This is a genomic window from Specibacter sp. NPDC078709, assembly GCF_040686795.1.
In the GTDB taxonomy this organism is placed as follows: Bacteria; Actinomycetota; Actinomycetes; order Actinomycetales; family Micrococcaceae; genus Specibacter.
Genome location: NZ_JBFBLU010000001.1, coordinates 891,627 through 913,894 on the forward strand (window position 1 = coordinate 891,627; position 22,268 = coordinate 913,894).

Here is a 22,268-nt window from a genome sequence, read left to right on the forward strand (position 1 = left end):
GGACGCAGAACTTCGAGGCGAGCTGTTGCACGCAAGTACGACCTTCTTAGTTGTGGATTCACAGCAGAGGCAAAGAACCGTCGACTTGCGATGTTGGATGATTAATTGAATCGCTGGGATCAAGTAGTGTGGACGTGCGATCTCTAAGCCGCAGAATTTCGGCTGACAGCAGGTACGTTTGGGCAAAGCAAGCTTGGGCTTCTTCCGCTGCCACGACAGCATGAACTCCTTTATTGGCAAGGGCATTTAGCGCATTTAATCGGCGCCCCAGCGCATCAAGTCCTGCTTGGAAAACCTCGCCGGCAGTATGAGCACCCGTCCGTTCAATCGCGTAGGCAAGTAGACGGTTGACGTATTGGTCGTCCCCTAGTTTTCTAACCTTTCCGTCTGTGCCGACAACCGGTTCAACCGATGATGGATAAACGACGTCTGCGAGCGCTTTCAGCACCCGTCTGCATGACATCAATGCTTGAGAAAGTGCCGGTGCGCTACCTTCCAAAAGTCGCTCTTCACCCGCGCGCAGTTCGTCCAAAGCAGCCGGCGCGAGTTCAGTGAGTGAATCGTCCACGAAGCGCCTCATTTCTTCAAAGATGCCAGCGAAGGTCTGGCCGCGTGCGAGTTCGGCTTCGGCTTCCAGCAGGTAATCAAAGAGAAAGGTCTTCGTTCGCTCAAGAATCTGTCGGCGCGCGAGGCTTGTAGTCTCAAGCATGAGGATAATTTTCTCGTTTTCCAGCCGTTGGTCGGATATGTGCGGCGGCAAGCGTCGTGATTCAAGTTTCAAATCCAAAATACGCCGTTCGATCATGGCAACGGAAGCTTCAAGCGTCGCAGCTGATCCTCCCCATACTTCCTCCGTCTTATCTGGCTCTGGAGGAAGCGTCATTCTGGCAATCCGGGCTTCCATGGACAAATGCATCTGTTTGTGGGCCTCGGCACGCGGCAGGTAGGCGCTGAGTTCCTCCACTTTTTCTGGAAACAAAGTCCGTCCTAGTGCCGGAGTCTGGAGGTCAACCGTTTCCATGCGAAGAATCGAGAGCCCGATTGCATCATTGCGCAGATTAGCAACTCGGAGGCACATACGAACGAGCGAAGCAACCGTTACATTTGGGTCTTCAAACAGGTCAAGTGCTCGTCTAGTAGCTTCAAGAGCTCTTTCACGTGATGACATGGAATAACCCTATCCAAGTGTCGTATGCTTCCTGCGCTCATAGTTCGGTAGATCTCGCTTCAGAGTCCGTGGGCTTGGCCAACGCCTTTCCCCAAGCACGGACTCTCTATGCCAAAGACTCACCAGCACTAGGTCCAAACCCGATCCGGACGGCAAATGTCGTTCGTGAAGAGCACTAGCGATGGACCCCATCGTGCAACAATATCCCCATGGCAGCTCGACTCTATGACCTCTCATCATCTTGGACCTTCCCGAACACTCGACAGCAAGTCTGGGACGTCATCGCCGACCCCAGCATGGCATGGCCAGACTGGTGGCCGGGATGCACTCTCGCGAAGCCGCTGGAACGGTCATCGCAGACCGCCACGTCCAACAATGAGCTTCTCCTGGCCACGACCGCCACCTTGAACTTCAAGGCTTCCCTCGGATACACGCTATCTGTTTCCTACCACCCGACCATGGTTGACGATCCGAAAGAGATCATCTTCGACGCTGGAGGAGACTTGGAAGGCGAGGGCCGCGTAATCCTTTCGGACAAGGCAAATAAAGTCACCCAGATGGACATCGAATGGCGCGTCCGCCCCACCAGCCGCTGGATGTCATTCCTCAGCCCAGTCGCAGCACCAGCGTTCACCTACGCCCACGCCGCCCTAATGCGCCGTGGCGAGGAAGGGCTCAGAGACTACTTGGCTCGGCAGAACGGCAATAAATAGCCAGCAAAAAATGTGCCCCGCGCCTGTTCAGTCACCGACATCAGACCTAGCATGAATTACATGGCGAAGAGTCTCAATCGTTGAAGCAATTCGATGGGTCCAGCACATGAACACCAAAAGGCGTCAGCTCGTGCAGAGCAACACGGTAACCTGGCCGCAGGCAGGCAATAACGTAGCGCGGCAAAGGTTCTCCCATGAGTGACAGGAAGATCCGCCACACAGCCCGCGACGCCAATCGTCAGCTCGAGCTTGGCGCCCATCCCAGTCTTGACAGCATCAAGTCATCACTGGAGGCCGCCCGGGGCAGGCCCATCACCATCATGGAATTGCCCACCCTCCGCGGCGATGACCTCTGTGGGTTGTGCGTCGCCTACTCCAGCCACGATGTCGTCGTTCATGCCCCACCGCGTTCACGCCTGCACCAGCAGCAGATCATCGTTCACGAATTTGCCCACATGATCCTCAACCACCAAATCACCGCCACTTCTCTGCAGCTCGTGCAACTCCCGGGATTCAATGAGACTCCCCTGCAGGTACTCGGCCGCAACAGCTTCGATGACGACGATGAAGCCGTCGCTGAGTTCCTAGCCGACCTCCTGATGGCCCGCATCCGTCCCGATCTCGAGGGCCCAACGGATGACCAGCCAGGCTTCAACAAGGTCTTTGGGTAATGGACTACGTGCCAGCCGCAATGCTGTGGCTGCTCACAATCATCAGGATCCCCACCATCCTGCACAAGGAACGTGCCTCAGTTCTGCGCGCCACCTTCTTCGCCGCCATCGCCTGCACGCTGTTCATTCCCGAGGTCTACGCGAACACAGATCCCCTCCTCGGAGGCCGCAACCATGTGGGCTTGGTATTGATCATTGCCATCATGGCCGGGTTCTGGCAATTCCACACGGCCACAGTCCTGGCCACCTTCGTTGATGACGTACGACGACGCCACCATCTCAAGCGCGGACGTCTGGCTGCCATTGTGGCCGGCACATGCGTCGTCTACGGATTCTCCGTGAGCCATGTCGAAATAACTAACCAAAATCTTCCTCTGGTCTACGGCAACCAGCCAGGCATGCAATTGTTCCTATGGACAGGATCAGCATTCATCATTTGGGTCTGTTCCGACGTCGCGTTGAACTGTTTTCGCTTCCTACCGGAATTGCGCGGCAGGTCGTTTAGATCCGGCGTGAGCTGTTTCGCCGCCGGCTGCCTCCTTATGGCTGTGGCCCTAGGCAACAGACTCTCGCTTGGGCTTATCGGAGAATCGTCGTCCGACAACCCCCTTGTCGTTGGACTTAACTGGTCTTTTCCCATCTTTGAAACGCTCGCGGTTATCCTCGTCACCCTCGGCCTTATGATTCCCCGGTACGGCGTATCCGCAAGACTTATTCGACGTAGCTTCCGGTCACGCTGGCTCATGGTCCTATTGACGCCAACTTGGCGCCGGAGCAGCACGGAGCGGAAGTACTTGCTCCGCAATCGATGGACTCCTCTGCTGGATCCGGTCACAGGGCATCCGGTCGATCATCTGCACCGCCGCGTGATCGAGATCCGCGACTGCCAGCTACGTGGACTGGCACTCCACCCCCGCGACAGAATCCTCGTCAACCAAGCAGAACAACTACTCCAAGGGCATGATTGAGCCCACAGCGGTTGCGGTCATGTAGGTGTCGCGCCGCCAAACCATGAACAAGTGTTGCCGGCATCCGCCAGCCGCACCGCCATGTGGAGGCATCATGGAAAAGCTCAGCATCAAGACCCCTGACGACTTCATCGCCCTCATGGGCCACAGTTTAGGATTCTGGCCCAAGGAAAGCCTGGTCTGCGTCATTCTGGACGACAAGCGCATCGGAGCCACACTCCGGGTTAACCTGCCGGTTCCCGGCACAGACGCCAAACACTTCATCAACCAGGTCGTGCATCATGTCGGCACAGACCGCCAGGCCACCGGCGTCGTCTTCGGCATCTTCACCCACAAGCCCTGGACCCAGGATGACCTGCGACCTCACGAGGCCGTGATGGAGGAGCTGACTGGCAGGCTCAGCCAGCAAGGTGTGATTGTCCGAGACGGCTGGCTCATCGGCGAAACCACCTTCAGCAACTATCTGCTCATGGGCACCGATAATAGCGTCAGCTACCCGCTGGACGGGGTGCTGTCCAGTGAGCTCAACGCAGAATTGGTCTTTCGAGGGTCCAGCATCGAAGCCTCCCCCGGCTTTCGCATCCCAATGCTTGCCCGCCCGGCGCTCAGCACCGAAATCATGCGGCACTGTTTCAGGATCGAAGCCATGAACCCACAGGCCGCCATCAGCCGCGCCAGAATCCTGTGGAACAAAATGCTCGACGGCGGCAGCGAACCCACCGACGACGAAGCCGCCGAACTCATCGCGAACCTCAAATTCATCAGCGTCCGGGACCGACTCCTTGCCGACATCCCCGGCATCGACGACAGCATGCGCGACCTTCTCCTGGGACAAACCAAACAAAGCCCCCACTGGAAGCGAGTCGAGCGCGCCTCCGAGGTGCTATTCCAGCTCTACATGCGCACAGACGGCACCGATGCCGCACCCGTACTCACCAGCCTGGGCGTCATCCAATGGTGGGAAGGCCACGGCAGCAAAGCCCATGAGTGCTTTCAGCGCGCTCTCGAATCAGACCCAGAGTACCGACTCGCCCAACTCACCGACCACCTCGTCCGGGAAGGCATCCTCTCCGACTGGGCCACCGACAAACAAACCGCCTACCAACCACCTCACGCCCGCGGACCAGAAATCGGCGGCTTGGGTATGGGATAGCTGCCCCGGCCTTACGTGAAGCTGTGCCAACCTGGCACGGCTTCATCTAGTGCAGCAAGCCGCCACTCCAGTAGACGGCCCTCAGCGCGCCATTGGTGCTGCGTGTGCAGCCAGACGCCGAGGGCATGCTCATGCTCGCTACTATGCCTTGACCAGCGAGGCATGTGCTCTGCCTCGTCAACAAAGGCCACCAGCTCGTCGAGTCGTTGCCGCCATCGGTCGTCTAGAGTCGTCTGCCAAGTCGTCCCTACCCAGTCCGGGATCATGTCCATGAGCGTGACCTTGATTGCTGGCAAGTCGCCACCTCGGTGCATGATGCGTTGGGTATGGAGCCAAGTTGCGAGCTTTTGTTCATTTTCTCCGTCGCTGACCGTCGGGAGTCTGCCGTTCAACTTGTAGAATTCCTGGGCTGCCTTGTACAAATGCTGCCAACGTGTGGTTGGCCAGTCAGGTCCGAGCGCCAGCCGGGCGGCGTCGTGGACGGCACGCAATCCCGTTCCGCAGCGTCACGGACCTGCAGGTGGCGGTGAATGGTGGAGCGGGCTCGGCCGGTGTAGTCCGAGATCTCCTGAACGGTCATCCCAGACGTGTACATTCGGTCCCACGACGGGTGAAACGAAAACGACTGGGGCGACATGGACCCACCCTAAAGTACAAAGCCGGACTTTGTCAGTGGCCGTGCCAGTCGCTGCGCTCAACCCGCTTGATCAGTCCAGCCGGAAACCATTCATGCTGTTGCTGGCCGGTGTCGTCTCGCCAGCCAATCAGTCCGTACGACCTGGTCCAAGCGTAGGCGCATCCATACATCTCGTTTACCTTCACGAGCGGGGTCTTCCAAACAGAGAAACGTTGCACTGGTCCATCTGTTGGTTTGGGGGGGTCTCCTCTCGGCGTCGATGATGGCCATAAGAATTGCATTATTTTCAGAATCGAATTTATTCACGAGGAAAGTATGCACACAAGCACTGACATAGTTAGAGTGTCTGAAGGTTGCCCTATGCTGGGTCCATGATCATCACAGCAACTTTGGAGACCATCGAGACCGGTGAGGTCGACACCACAACAGTCGAATGCCAGGACTACACGTCGGGATTCGAACAGCTGCGCCGCATGCTGCCCGTGGGTGTCCGCCTCCTGAGCGTTCGACCGCAGCGTTAGCCCAATTGACAGATCTTCTCGTCCCCGGCAAGGTCATTTCCGAGTGAGCCACGGGCAAACAAACAGCATGCCATCCACCCCATACGCGGGGCCCAAAAATCGGCGAGATGGGGCTTGCCTGGAAGTTGTACTGGCGCGTGTATTTACACTGAGGGCCGGGGCATTAGATTTTGATCGAGGTGCGGAACACACGACATTCAAGGGTTGTGGGCCACGTCACCGGTAGTGTATGCAGGGGGAGCGTCTCCGCACCGAGGCAATTTAGGAGAGAATTTTGGATCCGTATATATGGCGTGAAGCCGAGGTTAATTTTCCGGACTTTGTGGGCACTGCCCAGCTCGACCGCAGATTGACGGGCGACAGTGCCTTTACCGTGGCAGGGATTGACGAGGAAAAGTGGCTGGTCGTTGGTTTCGACATTGGCGGTGGAGAACACGGTCATGACCTTCATGTGGTCGCCGTCGATCTGGAGGCAGTGCCGGCAGGTGAGGGCAGTGTGATTGACCGGCTGCTGGCGGAACATGGGCATATCCCAACCAGAGATCTCCTACTACACGACGTTGATCCATACGACTTTTTGAAGAGCATATCGCATGACTTCGAGCTGCGTCTGAGAACGCGAAACACTGCGGGAAAGACAATCATGGTGACCAATCTCGGGGACGTTCCGGAGCAGCCATAGAGGCCACGAGGGAAGCCAACAATTACTCCCGACAGCCGGGGTGGTGCTGCATAGCATTCACCCGCCAATCTAGGATTGCGTTGCCGACTCGACGAGGTAACTGGTGATCTTGCCAGCAAGCCGTGCCCCTGCACTGACGACCAGGGGCAGGAAGAGGGACAAATTGGCTCGTATGGATTGAGCGTGCAGATGGTGGCTGCGGTCTGGTGGGCAGTAGACTAACGTCTCAATTCCGACACTAATAGCCCACAGACCATCCCAACACAGCAAATCACCTACTCCGGGCCAATCCGATAATTGGCCGCACGGCCCCTACTCGTTGCCGTATTCGGATTCTCCAAGATACTGGTCAACAAAATCTTCGCTTTCTACTTCGAAGTCGTCTCCGATTGACGCAGCCTCAAGTAGTTCATATGAGTCGAGGACTAACTGGCACGATTCACAGGAAAAGTAATCTGCCATCACGTCCCCGAATCCCACAGCATAATGCGACCCTTCATCATCGTCTCCAAAGTTTTCAATCCGGACATTCTGGACGTCTTCGCCCTCAACTAGTCCATCAGATCCGCAAGCAGGGCAACTACGCATTGCCGAATACCTCAGTCCTGCTAGCAGGACTCCCGAACTCTTCCAGGCCTTCATGTCTGCTGTAGTGATCGTGCCTTTCTTGTGCGTGTTGAATCTAGCTTTTGCCCGATTGATCAAGGCCTCGCAGTGTTGCTCCGTGTATTTCTTATTTAGCTGTAAGTATTCCTCTACGTCAGGCTGCCTAGAGTCTCCGACAAGATCTTCTATCGATTTGTCTTGGGCTGCGACAAGGTGGGATGCTAACGTCCAGAAGTCAGCCCACCAGACTTGTTCGGGTATAACCTCGAAAGTGATTCCAGTACCGTGCAAGTACTCGTTTCTGGCGTGAGCAAGCTGTTCGGCTTTCCGATCATCAAACGGTGGAAAGAGCCGCTTGCATCGCCTATATAACGTTTTTGCCGGAACCGACTTAAATCGGCTATCAGACACGACAAGGGTGGAGGCAAGAATCAAGCTTTCGTCATCAGAGGGATCAGCGATGAGAAAGGGTGATTGTTTGGCTAGAGCTGCTTTAGCTAAAAGTTCCAGCCCTAATGATGCCCACATTGCCTGTTCATCGAATGACCTGAAGTCTTCGTCGTTTGCTCTATTGATAAATAGTTTGGCTTTAAGCCATAGACCGTGCGTGTCAAACGGCTGCCTCACTATTTGCCACCTACTCGAAACGTGAATCTAGTGAGCGTTCTATCTAAGTCTTCATCTTTAACAGCCGCTCGTCCATGGAAAACAGTACGATTCGATAGCATAAGCATCTTATGAGGCCTATCCCAACCGATGTATTGCGAATGCTCAGTTGAGTGTTCTTCAAGGGCGGTCGTTACCTCCCGGGAACGTCGATCTGCCGGCCGCATGACCGTGGGGTCGTAGCGCCATTTTCTGCCGTCTTCCATAGCAGGAGCAAGAAATGTGGACATGCCGGTACCAACCGTAAAGAGTCCATGTCTAGCTTGTTCGAGGGCCTTCCAGTCTTTGGGTGGTGGGCAGACTCGAGTCTCCGTCTTATTAACCACATCGGTGTACAGAATGACCACATCAGGAGGGAAAAGCAGATGCGAACCATCTACGTGCAAGGGCTGCTCTCCGAGCCCATGAACAGAGCTCATAGTTGCTCTGCGTGCTTCCTCTTTAGATGCGGGGCGAAGTACAGAAACGTTGCCCTGGCCCGTTCTTGTCTCCGCCTCAACCCATCCCAGCTGTTGGGCAAGGGAAGAAATCTGCCAACCCGCTATGGCCCCGGTGAAATGACAAACAGCCCACCCGTTTTTTTGGGCCTCTCCCCACAACTTCCCAAGTGTCTCACTGCCGAACACCGACGCTGCATCAACCATCGTCCGAGAATATCCTAGATTCTGGGCCAACGTAGCTGAGCTCCAGCCATAGCCGGAGCTCAAACCGGTAATCATTCGTAAGTCACCATTGCACATTCGCAGCGCTCGCGTTCATGCAAGCTCAGTCTGCCAAGCACCCGTTCCAGCCAACTTGTTAGGACCGGGGCGACTTGTAATGAAGTGAAATAGCCGATGCTACGGCCACGCACTGTCCGGACACGTACCGCAGAATCCCTCATGGACAGGCTTCTGGCATAAACGTCATGCCTCCTTGCGATGGCGCGATACCCCATCCAATGTTCCATGATCCGCCACACAGCACCAGGCAACACCCGCTCCGGAAACACCACCGATTCTTCCTTCTGGCTGGCAACGGTAGTGCTCAAAACAGCTGCCAAAATCAAGACACTAGGCGACTTCGCCCATATTTAAGAGCGTCACACGTCTGGCATCCAAGGCCTGTCCCGTGACGAAAATTGTCACGGGCAGTCATGGGGATTTGACCCCAAACGGCCATGAATCTGTATGTCAACGCAAAAATGCTCAGAATGCCAAGCCCCATTTGAACCACGGCTGTCCGTTCAGCTGTACTGCTCGGCCACGTGCTCGGCACGCTCCCGTCAACGACGCCACCGTGAAAAGCAACGTGCCACATCACATTCATCCGCCCAAACCCTCGTTGCCCTTGAGCGCGCCAATGGCAACGCCCGCCTGCTCAACGCTGAGAAGCAGCACCTGCGCAGTCTGCAATCTGGAACATCTATCGTCCTGTCCAAGTCCCAGGAAACCATTTTGGCCAGGGACCGGGTCATCGACGAACAACGGACCCAGCTTCAGCAGTTGGCCACCAGGTATTTTGACCAGTCCGGCCAGCTCGCAGAAGCCAAAGCTGAATCTGTCGAGCTGCAGCTGGAAGTCTCGCGCGTCCTGAAGGACAGGCGGGCGGACCTGCAAGACCTAATGCAGATCGCCGTTCGCATGCTTCAACTCACCGATCACCTCGGCATCCCCCTTGACCGGCCCACCTCAGATATCTTCCACCGGCGCGGCTGGAACACGAAGATCACTGAGGCCTCGCGATGACCGTCTCCATCGCCCGCCTGACCGCGAAGAGCGGCGTCAAGTACCTGCTGAAAACCACCATGCACGACGACGTCCCACTCACCACAAGCGACGCCACGAGCTACTACATGAAGGCCGGGACTCCTCCAGGCCGTTGGCTGGGCGGCGGCCTGGCTGGAATAGGCCGTGAAAGGCTGGACCCCGTCACCCGTGATGACGCCACCGCAGTCTTCACCCATGCCGACCACCCGGACACACATCAGGCGTTGGGCCACCACCACGGTAAAACCACTGTTGCCCATCGCAACGGTGAGGAGGTCCAGCGCGTTGCCGTGGCCGGATTCGACTTGACGTTCAGCGTCCCCAAGTCTATCTCCGTCCTGTGGGCGCTGGCTTCACGCGATGAACAACAGCAGGTCCTCGCTGCCCATCATGACGCAGTCAACGAGGTCCTAGAGTGGTTGGAGGAATCTGCCATCCATACGCGCACCGGACGTGGCGGAGTCGCCCACGTCGCAGCGAAAGGCGCCGTTGCCGCCGCCTTTGACCACTGGGAATCCCGTGACCGCGATCCCCAACTCCACACGCACGTCGTCATTGCCAACCGGGTCCAGCGCGCCACAGATGGCGCGTGGACCACTCTGGATTCGAGGGCGCTCTACAAGGCCACCGTGGCTGCAAGCCAACACTACAACGGACTGCTTTTTGACCGCCTGCAGGAACGGCTGGGCGCAGTCCCGGGTTTCCGGCCACCCACCAGCCACGTGCGCAACGCCCGCCATGAACTCGTCGGCGTCGATGATGCCCTCATTTACGAGTTCTCCAGCCGTACCCACCGCATCGACGACGAGAAGGACCGGCTCGTCGAGTCCTGGACACAGGAACACGGCCGCGAGCCCTCCCCCACCATCGTCATCAAGCTGCGCCAGCAGGCCACACTCTCCACCAGGAAGGCGAAGAGCAAAGATCCCCTGCCGCTCAGCGACCTCGCCGCCGGCTGGAGGTCTGCGGCCCAGCAGCTCGGCTTTGAACCCGCCGACGTCGTCCGCAACACCATCAACCGCTCCCACGAACGCCCCGTCACCACTGCCGACCTCACCGAGCCATGGGTAACCGCCGCTGCCTCCGCCACCCGCCAGACGGTGGCGCAACGCCGCGCAACATGGACCCGCTGGAACCTCCTGGCCGAGGCAGAACGCATCTGCTCCGAAATCCGCTGCGCCTCCCCCACCGACCGCCGCCACATGCTCGACGCCATCGCCACCGCCGCCGAGTCCCAGAGCGTCGCCCTTAGCGTCTACCGCTACAACGTCCCGCTCAACGCCAGCAATGACATCGCCTTCGCCGGTCACGCCGTCTTCGAGTTCCCCGGAGCCCGCCTCTATACGGACGCCGGCATCCTCGCTAATGAGCAATTGGTCTTGGACACCATGAACGACGACGGCGGACCCGCCATCGCACCCCACCTCGCCGACACCTTCCTCGCCACGAGTGGCCATACTGCTGGTCACCTTGGGTTGGCACCTGACCAACGCGCCGCAGCGCACGAGGTGCTCTCCAGCGGCAGGTTCCTTGACGCCGTCGTCGGTCCAGCAGGGTCAGGCAAGACCACCACCATGGCCGCTATCCGTGACGGTTGGGAACAGGCCTACGGTGCCGGCAGTGTGGTCGGACTTGCCCCGGCAGCTGCCAGTGCCGAGGTGCTCGGCAGGAAGCTGGGTTTGGCCGCTGAGAATGTGGCTAAGTGGCTGTATGAAACGGTCGGCCAAGGCGCTGTTCACCGGGCGGAACAGTTTCTGGATTTGGAGACTGCGGATCCACCATCATCGTGGCAGCGGGCCAGAACGACGCAGCGGATGGCTGCCTTGGCTATGCAGCACGAGCAGTGGCAATTTCGGCGCGATCAGCTCGTGATCGTGGACGAGGCGTCGATGGTTTCGACCGTGCAATTGGCGGCACTGGTACATCAGGCGCGCGATGCCGGGGCCAAGATTGTGTTGGTGGGTGATCCTGCACAGCTGGACGCGATCGATGCCGGCGGGATCTTGGGCTGGTTGGCCCGGCAGGGCAAGGCGGTTCAACTGACCAGTGTGCGGAGGTTCAGCCATCAGTGGGAGGGCCCGGCGTCGCTCCTTCTGCGTGTAGGTGATCTGGCAGCGATCCAGGCTTACGCAGCGCATGGTCGATTTCGCCACGGCGACTATGTCGAGATGGTTGACCAGGCGTATGAGCGGTGGGCCTCGGACATTCAGGCCGGGGTCTCGTCCATTCTCATTGCGCCGGACAATGAGACTGTCACAGCCCTCAATGAACGAGCCCACGCCGACCTGGTGGACCGAGGCGAAGTTGATGCCGTCCGAACAGTGCGGCTCAGCGACGAACTCAGCGCCGGCCGCGGTGATACCGTCATTGCCCGCAAGAACGACCGGCGCCTGACCGATGACTCCGGTGACTTCATCCGTAATGGCACGCTCATCAAGATCACCGCGACGCCGGACAGAGACGGATCAGTGATGACTCGCCGGCTCGACACCGGCATAAGTATCCGGTTGAGCAGCGAATACCTCACGGAATCCACCGAGCTCGGATACGCGACGACGGCCCACCGCTCCCAGGGCATCACGGTTGGAACCAGCCACACCCTGCTGACCCAAGGTTGCCTGACGCGTGAACTGTTCTACGTCGGCATGACCCGCGGGCAGGATAGCAACACCGCCTATGTGTGTGAATCCGGCCCAGCCAGCGACGACGAGCTCCATGAAGGCCCCGAGTCGACATGGTTGGAGATCATCGGTGAAGTCTTGGCAGCCCAAGGAGCCGAGAGGACCGCACACGAGGTTGGTGATGAGGAACAGGAAAACGCGCATTCCCTGCACCGTCTGGCCGCTGAATACGACTACCTCGCCCAGATCGCGGCCGCAGACGACCTGCGTACCGCCGTCGAACATGTCCTGCCAGGACTTGCGAGCATCTTGGAGTGCTCACCATCGTGGGGTGCGGGTGTCTCCGCGTGGCGACGGGCAACAGCCCGCGAGCCTCGTGCGGCGGTAGCAACGCTGGAGCACACCATTCGACGTCCCGGCGATACCGATGACCTCATGGCCGTCCTGCATGCGCGGCTCCGCCTTCTCGGCGGCAGCGCGTCGGTTGGCCTCGATGATTGGTTGTATGAGGCGCTCGTTAGCAGCCGGCCGGATCTCTCGGACATGATTGCCCAAGTACGCAGCCTCGCTGCAGCCAGAGTCCAGGAGCTAAAAGTGAAGGTACTGGCCGGCACCGACACGTGGATACATCGAGTAGACGGCATGCTCCCGAGCGGCACAACAGCGATAGACCGAAACACGTTGGCGGAACAAATAGCCATCTACAGGGACCGTTGGCAGATCGGGAACGACCCGGAACCGTTGGGCCCTCCCACGGCAGACTACGAGTGGGAACGTGCCAACGACCGGCGGCAGCTCGACGAAGAGCTGGCCCGGCTGCAAAGCACCGCAGCGACCAGCAATGAAACAAGTGCCGTGAAGGTTTCCGTTGGTGCTGCCCTTACCAATGTCGGCTGGGAAATTTAGAATAAGAGCGGAGGAGGCAGCCATGGAAAGCAACCCGATGATCAAACCGCAGCTCAGCGGGGGCCTCCTTGTCGCAACGACCGTCGTTATCAGTGTGGCCCTGCTGTACTTGGTCGCCGCGATTGCCATCGCGTGGCCTGGATTCCAGAGTGTTTGGATTGCGCTCGGCGTCATGCTCGTGGCGGCAGGCTTCGTTTTCTGGCGCTGGTCCCGGCGGGTTCAGGACCGGAGACAGTGGCAGCAGTTCGCCAACAGGCAGTGGGAATACCTAACCCGGATCAAAGGTGAACATGAGGCCACCGCCGAGATCACCGTCCTCAGTTTCGAAGAAATCCAACCGACTGGCTCTTGGGCAACCATCCGCTGGAACAAGTTCGGCTACGTTCAACCAGTCTGGATCGAGAACGGAACGTTTGCCATCTGGCCCGACTCAGTCCTGCTCATCCGTCCCGACCCGACACAAATTCAGGTCGGCGCGCCCTGGCCGCCAACCTACTATCTTCGGTCCCACGCCTGTTTGGCCATTGCTCCGTCCATGGCAAGAGCATGATTCCTTCGCCGCCAGTATTACCCTTGCCGCTATAGCATGGACGAAAGTTGCACTACATGCACTGATCGGAGTTGATCATGGACAGGACCCTTGAAGTGGGTGCCCTACGATTCCAAAACTGGCCAGTCCTTGGAGTGCAATCTCTAGCCTTTCGCTTTGAACCCGAAGACAGTCGCACCGGAATCTACATCCTGTCCTTCGCAAACGGAGAAAGGTACGTGGGCCAGAGCCTGAACGTGGTCAACCGCTTTGGCTCCCACAGGCGCCGCTGGGATGACATCACCCACATCGCTTTCCGGCCTTTCCTGTCCGAGGAGCTCAATCTCCGAGAGCGGGAGGTCCTCGCTTCCGTTGAACAGCGTGGCCACCGGGTCCGCAATCTCGATTTGGCGGGCCGCCCCGGCGGCGACAGCCTGCTGAACATTGTCATGGAAGAACAAGCCCAGGCCGAATGGCTCGAATCCAACGCCTCGGAACCGTTCGATGCACCCAGATATATTGCAGCTGCCCGCCGGGTGGCTGGACTTGCTCGTTTTCAAGAGCTCAGCAGTCGCAGTGATTTCCCAGAACTCCTCGCCGCCGCCGCAAGCTATGTTGCCACTGCACTGCCGTGGCCCAGCCAGACTGAAGGACGTTTTTGGGCCGCAACGGCCATGGCTTCGACGGGTCGCAGCTCCACATGGCGCCGGTTGATCACCATCAGCGCCCAGAATGCCGAGGTCCTTGTCATCGGAGAATCTACCATCGAGGGCGATTTCGTCGTTGCAGGATTCATTAACCTCCACAACAGTGCCAGCAATAACATCCAGCCATGGCTACGGCAACAAAACCTCGACGTCTACAACCAGATAAGCGCCTACGGAACCATCGGTGATGTTTTCCATTTGGGGTTCACAGGGCTTCAAACACTGTCGCACCTCTTGCAGGAGGGCAGCCCAATCGCCCAACCAGCCAAAGAGCTCGCCCTGAACCTCATGCGCAAGGGTCCCTCCATGTACACCCGGTTCCACAACGACCACCTGGCCGATGCGATCTTCAAACGGATAGCGGATCAAGACAGAGGCTAGTACAGGGGCCAATAAGTGACGGCTAGCGCAGGTTTCGTTCTAAATGTCTCCGCCGAGACCGGCAAGATACACATACCGCTTCGGGTCGTGTAGGCAGTTGAAATATCAGGTCATGCTCCCCCAAGGCGGCTCTCCGCAGCAGATCTCATCCGTTCGCCGCGGGCGGCTGGGGTTGATCCCAGACCCGTGCGAATTCCTCGGCGACCAATGGCCAGACCAACCGAAGACCATCGTCGCTCGAGGTGATCTGATCGGCCAAGGGCGGGAAAACAACGAATTCGTGTGGAATGACTCGACCTGCTCGGTCTTTCCTACCCAATGGATCCGGGAAGCGAAGCGCCACCTTGCTGCTGACATGGCTGAAGGCTTCTGGTCCATCCCCCACGCCTGAGAAGACTTTGTCGTATTCCGTGAGTGGATCTGGGAACTGCCGGTCACGAAGGAACCGGAATCCCCAGGTACGCCCCCGTGTAGCCCAGATTATGCTCACCTGAGACTCCGAAGAAGGACGTGCTCCTCTTCCCCTTTGACTAAGTCCAGCCGAAAGCGAGTCAACGTTGCTGCCAAGTAGTCCTTCTTGGCTAGTGCTTCAGCTTGGGCGTCCCTGAGTTTGTCCGATGCCATCTTGACGGCTTCGTTCACTAATTCGGCACCAACGACGGCAAATATCGCGCCTATCCGACCAGGCAGCTTGATCTTACGCGAAACAAACACGGCAGCCAGAGCGCCGGCACCGACCAGTAGATTCTGAGCTACTTTCGCAGGCAGTTGATACGCCTGGTTCCACCGTGCGTGCCGCTCGAATGGAAGCATCGCGGAAATGGGGAGGATCAGTTCCAGACCAACGCGTTTAGTCATCTCAATCTTGTCTGACCCAAACTTTGCTGACGAAAGAAGTACAAAGTCCTCACCCACAGACAGTGCTTCGTTGGCTTCGACGAGTCCAGCAAGGACCTCCCTTAGTTCATTCAATTCATCGCTGGCCTTCTCAATGAGAAGATCCCTGAACTTAAACACGTCCATGTTTGGCAGCAAGTCAGACTTTGAGAGGGCCATAATCCAGATACGAGGAAATTCGATAAGGGGCTTGCCGTCGACCAACAGGTTTCCCTTCATCGACAGTAGTCCATTACGAAAATTACCCAACACCGATTTGAGGTACAGCTCCTCCTCGCCTGCGTTATCCAGCAGCCGCTGGCTGTCCACCATCAACAGGGCAACATCAGAACTCATCAAAGATTTGAACGTGTCAATTCTGCGCTGCGCCTCTTCAGGTCCGCTGACGTCCTGCTCGAACCACTGCCCCGGGTAGTCGTGCCAGACGAGACGTAGGGCATCGAAGGGCCTTCCCTTCGTTGCCTTGGCATTCTCATTGGCTCCATCCTTCATCTTGATGGAGAACGAGTAGGAGGTGGCCGAGAATTGATTCGTGGCAGGAAGCTTCGACGAATCCCTCATGCCAAGGTAGTTCTGATGAAGCCGATTGCCCTGACCAGTTCGGTCTGCCACGACGTGGAACAGATTCTTCTTGAGATTCTCAGGCTCCTGTGCAGCGCCGTAGAACGAAGAAATCATGACGGTCTTGCCGCTGCCGCTCTCGCCAAAAACTGCGATGTGCTGCTCTAGGGCCCTGTTCAGTTGCATATGGGCAGCCTACACAAAAGGAGTCTCCAAACCTGTCATTTCGCGACTTGCCGACCGACGAGGGCCATCATGTTGCCGAATGCCAGAAGCTGCCAGATTCGGATGCCTTGAATTCACGCCAACGACTCATGCACAGTTGATCTCCACGCTGCTGGCTTTCCCAGACGTTGACACTCCTATTGACAACTCCAGGCCCAGACATCGCGAATGCCTGCCCCATTCAGAACCTGCCAGTCCGCCATCATCCCGGCGCTCACCCTTCAAGATTCAAGGAGGGCAGCCCATCCACGATCCGATTGGTCTCCAGACTCACGGTGACAATTCGGCCGATCAGGTCGACGATGTACCGCGGCTGCTCATGTTCGCGCGACCAGTCGTTGGGATCGTTGACGATCCCCGATGGTTTGTCCGTCTTGACCTGGTATCGCTCCAGAATCCAGTCAATGCCCGATCTGGACCCCAGCATGTATCTCTGCGACTCCGTTGGCACACCTTCGAGGGTGACGTTGCTGTTGTAGACAATACGAGTTTTGTCCCAAGCTCCGGCTTTGCCGCCGTACTTCATCTTCTTCACCGCGTACTTCGTGTAGTCGTCTCCCACGGGCACGACGGCGGTCTCCACCTCTGTGAGTGGGTACGGCTCTTGCTGTTCGTAGCCAATGTGTAGAGCAGACAGTTCCCGGCCTGCCTGCGAGAACGCCAGGAACTTCTCCGCCCCAGCGACCTTGGGGATGCGCGGTAGCATTTTCTTCAAGTCCGCCGCGAATTCACTTCGGTAGTCGGGCGAGTGCAGCAGCCCGTATACGTAGAAGAATACGTCGTCTTTTGAGGTTTCTACCCCATAAGCAGAACGGTAGCTAGCCAGCGCTGCATCAGTAACGTTGTCAAAGCGACTTGGGCCCTGTGATGAAAACAGGTCATCCTGTCCAACCGAGGCGGAGTGACCATACCGCGAGAAGAATTGGGCATTAGTCTGCCCACCAAAACTGGCAAGATCCGGTGGATTACTAACCATCAACGCTGTGAAGGGACGTGCCGAACGTGGTCCGGTGATCACGAATCCCAAGGCATCAGAATCACTGGCGGGGAAGAACTCTGGCAGCTTTGATCTCTCGTGATTCAGGTCAGGATTGAAATATATCCACTGTTTCGAAAATGGTCTATAGGCTGCAATCCTAAGATCATCCTCCTCGAAATCTATTGTCTTGTTTGCCGCAAGTCGGTTCTTGAGACTTAACGTCCAGCTTATCCGCGTTGGATCTCGATCAAGCTGGTCACTGGCAATGTAATTCGAAACATCACCTGAACGACGCGCGGCTTCTCGATCAAGATCATAGGTCTCCAGAGTCAATTTCACATTCTCCGAAACATTTTTCTTCGAGTATCCATAAACCCAGGCATCTCGGCTCGTACCTAAGGCGCGAGAAGCTCTAGAAAATATAGGAATATCCTGTTGTGGCGAATCCTTAGCAAGCGCCAATGGTGACCCTAGAATATTTCTGGACCGCTTATTGAGCCAATCATTATGCTCATCAGGAGTCAGCTCAATCCATTCTACTTCTTGCAGATTTGCTTCGTTTAGAACTCTCAATTTCTCAACTCGAGTTGAATTGTCCGGCACTTCGAAATAGGATATTTTGCAGGCAGATCGACTACCATCTTTGACAAATATGGTGATCGCTGCCCCAGTCTGACTGCCTTCACCAAAAATCTTTTCGCCTTCAGCCCTCCAGTCTTGAGCCTTTTGGTTTCCGCGTAAATTATAGATATAGATGTGATTGAATTCTTCCACCAACGTACGTCGCAACCCGTCGCAGTTCGCTGCGTCTAGGAAGCCACTATTCGTCACAAATCCAATTACGCCAGTCGCTCCAACCCTATCGGTCGCCCAGCATATCGCACGAATATACGGATCGTAGAGAGAATTGCGATTTCGAGCAATTGACCTTTGACTATATTGCGAACGAATACGCGCATCCAATCTTGGATAGCTCATATTGCGATTATTGTCATTTTCGCTCGTCTGCTTTGCGGAATATGGAGGATTTCCTACAATCACCCTGATATCTAATTTGTTTTGGGTAATTACTCGGTCGTTATTGGCAGTAAAGACTTGCTCATCTAGGGTGTCTTCATCCTCGGACATCTGGAAAGTATCCGTAAGGACTATGCCTTCGAAAGGAACGTATGCCGCTGCGGAATTATCCCCGGCACTGGCAGCTGTCTGGCCCTCAAGCAAGCCGTGCAGGGTAGCTTCAATGTTGATTGCGGCGATATAGTACGCCATCAACAAGATCTCGTTGGCGTGCAGTTCTTGGGTGTACTTCCGGAGGAGATCCTCTGGCTTGATTCGACCCGACTGCAACATCCGCACGGTGAATGTGCCAGTTCCTGCGAATGGGTCCAGGACGTGCACGCCGGGGGCCGACAATGACGAGTTGAAGTCCTTCGCTAGGACATCGTCCATGGAACGGATGATGAAATCCACTACTTCCACAGGTGTGTAAACGATGCCGAGCGACTCAGCTGTTCTAGGGAATGCGAGTTTGAAGAACCGTTCGTAGAGCTCGGTGATGATCTTTTGCTTGCCTTCGGCGTTCGTGACGCCTTCGGCCCGAATCCGCACGGAGCGGTAGAAGTCCTCCAAGTTCTGAACCTCGGAATCGAGGTTGTACTGCTCCAGTACGTCGATCATCGAGTCCATGACTAGTGAGACTGGATTGTGAGCCGCAAAGGAATAGCCTTCAAAGAGGGCCTCGAAGACGGGCTTAGTGATCAGGTGTTGCGAGAGCATGTCGATGGCGTCGGATTCGCTGATGCCGTCATTGAGGTTGCCGCGCAGCCCATCCAGGAACACCGTGAATTCCTCGCGAGCACGAGGATCGGGCCCATCCAAGATGGTACGGATGCGAATGACGTGCCGGTCAGCAATTTCTTTGACGTCAGTGGCCCATGATTCCCAATAGCGCCGGTCGCCAACTTTGCGCACCATGCGGGCAAAGATTGCGTTGCGCCATTCGTCTGCCCGCGCCAGGGTAAACAACGTCTCCTGAGTTCCCGCAGCGTCTGTGGCGTTCTTCTCCCCTGCCGGGGCACCGCCGTCGTTCCCGTCAAAGGTGCCCGAGACCGCAATTACGTCAATGACATCGTTGGCGTTGCGGTTCAAGTCAAGCTTGTTGATCATCGCATCGAAGCGGTCGTCGTGGGCGCGCAGGGCTTGAAGTACGTCCCAGACAACCTTGTACTTCTTGTTGTCATTCAGTGCTGTCTCGGGATCCTGGGATGCCGGCACTGCGATCGGCAGGATGATGTAGCCGTATTCCTTGCCCTCGGACTTGCGCATCACGCGACCCACAGACTGGACGACGTCGACCTGCGAGTTCCTCGGATTCAGGAATAGCACCGCGTCCAGAGACGGCACGTCCACGCCCTCGGACAAGCACTTAACGTTCGAAAGGATGCGGCAGACATTACCGTCTGCCTGTTCCTTGAGCCAGTCCAGCTTCGCGGAACGCTCCAGCACGTTGAAGGTGCCATCCACATGGCCGGCCTCCAACTTCAACGCGTCGGCCACGTCTTCGTCAGCGGCATTGACGAGGAGTTGCTTGCCGATCAGTTCAAACTCTTCGGCAAGCTTTTTGGATTCCTTGATGTTGCGGGCGAACGCGACAGCTCGGCGCATTGGCGAGCCGTCGACAATATCGAGGCGCTGGCCGTTGACGCCGCGCTTGGAGAGCCCATTCCAACAGCCGACGATGCGGGCGACGTCGTCGAGCTTGAGGTCTCCGTTCTCCTCGAACATGCCCTGGAAGGAACGAGACACGGCTTCTTCATCCACTGCCAGGACCAGGACCTTGTAATCGGCCAGGTGACCCATCTCCACGGCCTTACCGAAGCCCAAGTGGTGGAACTCCGGGCCGAACACGGATTCGTCGTCCATGGAGTAGACAGCGACGTTGTCCTCGGCAGCTTTGGCCTTGGACTCCTGGACGTAGATGCGCGGCGTCGCCGTCATATACAGGCGCTTGGCCGCCTTCAAGTACGTCTCATCGTGGACGCGAACAAAAGTAGAGTCGTCGTGGTCGGCCTCGGTGATGCCCGTGGTCCGGTGCGCCTCGTCGCAGAGGATCAAATCAAAATCGGCAAGGCCCTGCTGCTGCGCCTGAGCGATCACGTCAATGGATTGGTACGTGGAGAACACCACCGTCACAGCCTCCTGGCCGGTGCTGATCCGGGCGCGATTCACCAGCTTGACCGGATCAGTGGTGGCCGGGAACGCCAGGTCATGGACACTGACGTCCTCGTTCTCCTTGCGGCCCACCTTCGAATCAGAACAGACTGCGAGCGCCCTAATGGGCACGGTGGCCTGAGCAGTCCATTCGTTGAGAGTCTGCTGCAAGAGCGCGATGGAGGGGACAAGGAAGAGCACGGTCCCACCGATGGGCACCTGTTCCTCAACGATCTTCAGGGAGGTGTAGGTCTTGCCGGTGCCGCAGGCCATGATCAATTTTCCGCGGTCGCCGGTTTGGAAGCCTGCGGCCACGTCGTTGATGGCCTCCCGTTGGTACTTGCGGGGTTCCTTCCGGTCCAGCTGGGTCATCTGCTCCGGCACGTCGACGTCGAACTCGGCCCAATCAATGGTCGACTCAGCCAAGTCCTGCAAACGGAGCCGCGTCATTTCCTTGGACTGGCCTTCCAGCGCGTCCTCCGCGTGCTTGGACCACTTGTCGGTGGTGGAGATAACCATCCCGTAGGAGAAATCAATCTTTCCGGCAGCCGTGAAGAACGAGTCGATCTGCGCTTTCTGAAGCGTCGACATCGGGTCATAGAATTTGCACTGGATGGCTGTCAGTTCACCCGTGTATCGGTCCTTGGCGACAAGATCGATCCCGGTATCCACTTTGCCGTCTCGGCCGGGGTATTCCTGCCACATCCAGACGTCCGAGAACTGGTCCGCGTACTTCGGTTCCAACTCCAAATAGCGCTTGATCAAGCGCTCGAATTTGCTACCCTTGTCCTTCTGGTCAATGGCAGTAAAGTACAAGCGGTCAAGAACGTCTTCGAATGTTGCAGATCCCATGCATTCATCTTGCCGTATGTCGACCTGATCCAATGAACCGCCGGGTCCACTTCACCAGGCGCGCCGATGCTCCACCTCAGCCGTTCGACGATACGGGCGACTGCCTTTCCCCAGCAGCAGTTCAGTCAGCCCAAATAGTGGCCTACACAGTGGCTGCCAAGAAGAGAGCAATTTCCGTTTCAACGTACGTTGAAGATGAGCTGTTCCACCTGTTCAGGTTCGATACTTAGTTCATTGGCCCACTCGGCCATGCAGTCCGTGTATCTGCGGTAGCTGCCGGCACTGTGCCAGGTCAGCCAGAGGCGCCCGATCTCCGTGCAGTGATCACCGAACCATTCGGAAACTATGGCGTCCAAGATCGGGGTAGTGCCAACCTTGTCGGAGGCCTGAGTGGCATAGCTGATAAATTTCGTTGCGAAGGCTGGACCCCACTGCGCGAAGAAGTGGCGATCTCGGCGACGCTCAGAAACGATGTGTTCGTAGGCCGCAACCCCGCCCTCTTCCATCGCGATCATAGCGAGCTTGAACAATTCTGCTGCGAAGTCCTTCCCTCGCTCTGGACCGTTGTTTAGACGGATTACTCTTTCCGCACGGTACGGCCCGAAACCTGCCTTGGCGTAACCCCAGAGGTAGCTGGCGATGAACGCGTCGAGGGCGGAGTCGGAGTCGTAAATCCGCCTAAACGTGTCAATGACGGCACGTCGGTCGATGGGGTTTGGAAGAGAATCCAAGATGTTGCTATTTCTTAGATACCTCCGCCAATTCTCTGTTTTCCATTCAAAACCGACTTGCTGCGGGCGTCCACTGTCATCCCACGTCTGGAACTTTGTCTTCAAATCGGCGGGTAAGGCTGTCATGGTCAGGCTC

At 57.2% G+C, this 22,268-nt stretch carries 19 protein-coding genes; 12 read left to right on the forward strand and 7 right to left on the reverse strand.

The genetic code is table 11. From position 1 onward, the window contains the following. Window positions 1-58: 58 nt before the first annotated feature. Window positions 59-1,168 (reverse strand): hypothetical protein, encoded by a 1,110-nt coding sequence (locus AB0P14_RS03860; protein ID WP_363837941.1) that lies wholly within the window; start codon window positions 1,166-1,168, stop codon window positions 59-61. 209 nt (window positions 1,169-1,377) lie between these two features. Here AB0P14_RS03860 and AB0P14_RS03865 point away from each other — a divergent pair, with 209 nt between their 5' ends. From AB0P14_RS03865 to AB0P14_RS03880, 4 genes are all read left to right on the forward strand, one after another. Then, complete coding sequence (locus AB0P14_RS03865) at window positions 1,378-1,881, forward strand: hypothetical protein (RefSeq protein ID WP_363837943.1); 504 nt, start codon at window positions 1,378-1,380, stop codon at window positions 1,879-1,881. Between the two features lie 194 nt (window positions 1,882-2,075). After that, the gene (locus tag AB0P14_RS03870) at window positions 2,076-2,552 is read left to right on the forward strand and encodes a hypothetical protein (protein ID WP_363837946.1); all 477 of its coding nucleotides are present in this window, start codon (window positions 2,076-2,078) and stop codon (window positions 2,550-2,552) included. After that, window positions 2,552-3,520, forward strand: coding sequence for a hypothetical protein (locus tag AB0P14_RS03875; protein WP_363837948.1), 969 nt, complete (start codon window positions 2,552-2,554; stop codon window positions 3,518-3,520). The genes AB0P14_RS03870 and AB0P14_RS03875 overlap by 1 nt, the downstream gene beginning before the upstream one ends. A 94-nt stretch (window positions 3,521-3,614) precedes the next feature. Then, entirely contained in the window at window positions 3,615-4,673 is a 1,059-nt protein-coding gene (locus AB0P14_RS03880; RefSeq protein WP_363837950.1) for a DUF4192 domain-containing protein, read from the forward strand. Between the two features lie 11 nt (window positions 4,674-4,684). Here the strand turns inward: AB0P14_RS03880 and AB0P14_RS03885 are convergent, their stop codons facing one another. Both AB0P14_RS03885 and AB0P14_RS03890 read right to left on the reverse strand, forming a co-directional pair. After that, window positions 4,685-5,164 carry a helicase associated domain-containing protein gene (locus AB0P14_RS03885; RefSeq protein ID WP_363837953.1) on the reverse strand — a complete coding sequence of 160 codons (480 nt, stop codon included), beginning with the start codon at window positions 5,162-5,164 and terminating at the stop codon, window positions 4,685-4,687. Then, the gene (locus tag AB0P14_RS03890; protein WP_363837955.1) at window positions 5,062-5,310 is read right to left on the reverse strand and encodes a helix-turn-helix domain-containing protein; all 249 of its coding nucleotides are present in this window, start codon (window positions 5,308-5,310) and stop codon (window positions 5,062-5,064) included. The genes AB0P14_RS03885 and AB0P14_RS03890 overlap by 103 nt, the downstream gene beginning before the upstream one ends. Window positions 5,311-5,681: 371 nt before the next feature. Here AB0P14_RS03890 and AB0P14_RS03895 point away from each other — a divergent pair, with 371 nt between their 5' ends. Continuing rightward, window positions 5,682-5,831, forward strand: coding sequence for a hypothetical protein (locus AB0P14_RS03895; protein WP_363837957.1), 150 nt, complete (start codon window positions 5,682-5,684; stop codon window positions 5,829-5,831). Between the two features lie 274 nt (window positions 5,832-6,105). Continuing rightward, window positions 6,106-6,513 (forward strand): hypothetical protein, encoded by a 408-nt coding sequence (locus tag AB0P14_RS03900; protein ID WP_363837960.1) that lies wholly within the window; start codon window positions 6,106-6,108, stop codon window positions 6,511-6,513. Between the two features lie 312 nt (window positions 6,514-6,825). On the opposite strand, the gene AB0P14_RS03905 is transcribed toward AB0P14_RS03900, so the two are convergent. Further along, window positions 6,826-7,746, reverse strand: a complete 921-nt coding sequence (locus AB0P14_RS03905) for a hypothetical protein (RefSeq protein ID WP_363837962.1) — start codon at window positions 7,744-7,746, stop codon at window positions 6,826-6,828. A 986-nt stretch (window positions 7,747-8,732) separates the two neighbouring features. On the opposite strand from AB0P14_RS03905, the gene AB0P14_RS03910 reads away from it, so the two are divergent. From AB0P14_RS03910 to AB0P14_RS03935, 6 genes are all read left to right on the forward strand, one after another. Next, entirely contained in the window at window positions 8,733-8,861 is a 129-nt protein-coding gene (locus AB0P14_RS03910) for a hypothetical protein (protein WP_363837965.1), read from the forward strand. A gap of 93 nt (window positions 8,862-8,954) precedes the next feature. Beyond that, a complete protein-coding gene (locus AB0P14_RS03915; RefSeq protein WP_363837966.1) occupies window positions 8,955-9,512 on the forward strand; it encodes a hypothetical protein in 558 nt (185 codons plus the stop codon). Then, window positions 9,509-13,060 carry a MobF family relaxase gene (gene mobF, locus AB0P14_RS03920; protein WP_363837969.1) on the forward strand — a complete coding sequence of 1,184 codons (3,552 nt, stop codon included), beginning with the start codon at window positions 9,509-9,511 and terminating at the stop codon, window positions 13,058-13,060. The genes AB0P14_RS03915 and mobF overlap by 4 nt, the downstream gene beginning before the upstream one ends. 22 nt (window positions 13,061-13,082) lie before the next feature. Then, the gene (locus AB0P14_RS03925; RefSeq protein ID WP_363837971.1) at window positions 13,083-13,610 is read left to right on the forward strand and encodes a hypothetical protein; all 528 of its coding nucleotides are present in this window, start codon (window positions 13,083-13,085) and stop codon (window positions 13,608-13,610) included. 218 nt (window positions 13,611-13,828) lie between these two features. After that, window positions 13,829-14,677, forward strand: a complete 849-nt coding sequence (locus AB0P14_RS03930; RefSeq protein WP_363837974.1) for a hypothetical protein — start codon at window positions 13,829-13,831, stop codon at window positions 14,675-14,677. 97 nt (window positions 14,678-14,774) lie between these two features. Next, on the forward strand, window positions 14,775-15,068 hold the full coding sequence (locus AB0P14_RS03935) for a hypothetical protein (RefSeq protein WP_363837977.1): 294 nt from the start codon (window positions 14,775-14,777) through the stop codon (window positions 15,066-15,068). Window positions 15,069-15,163: 95 nt separating this feature from the next. Here AB0P14_RS03935 and AB0P14_RS03940 read toward each other — a convergent pair whose 3' ends face one another. The 3 genes from AB0P14_RS03940 to AB0P14_RS03950 form a co-directional block, all read right to left on the reverse strand. Next, window positions 15,164-16,321, reverse strand: coding sequence for an ATP/GTP-binding protein (locus AB0P14_RS03940; RefSeq protein WP_363837980.1), 1,158 nt, complete (start codon window positions 16,319-16,321; stop codon window positions 15,164-15,166). Between the two features lie 253 nt (window positions 16,322-16,574). Continuing rightward, complete coding sequence (locus tag AB0P14_RS03945; protein ID WP_363837982.1) at window positions 16,575-21,401, reverse strand: type ISP restriction/modification enzyme; 4,827 nt, start codon at window positions 21,399-21,401, stop codon at window positions 16,575-16,577. Between the two features lie 179 nt (window positions 21,402-21,580). Next, entirely contained in the window at window positions 21,581-22,258 is a 678-nt protein-coding gene (locus AB0P14_RS03950) for a hypothetical protein (RefSeq protein WP_363837985.1), read from the reverse strand. Window positions 22,259-22,268 lie beyond the last annotated feature (10 nt).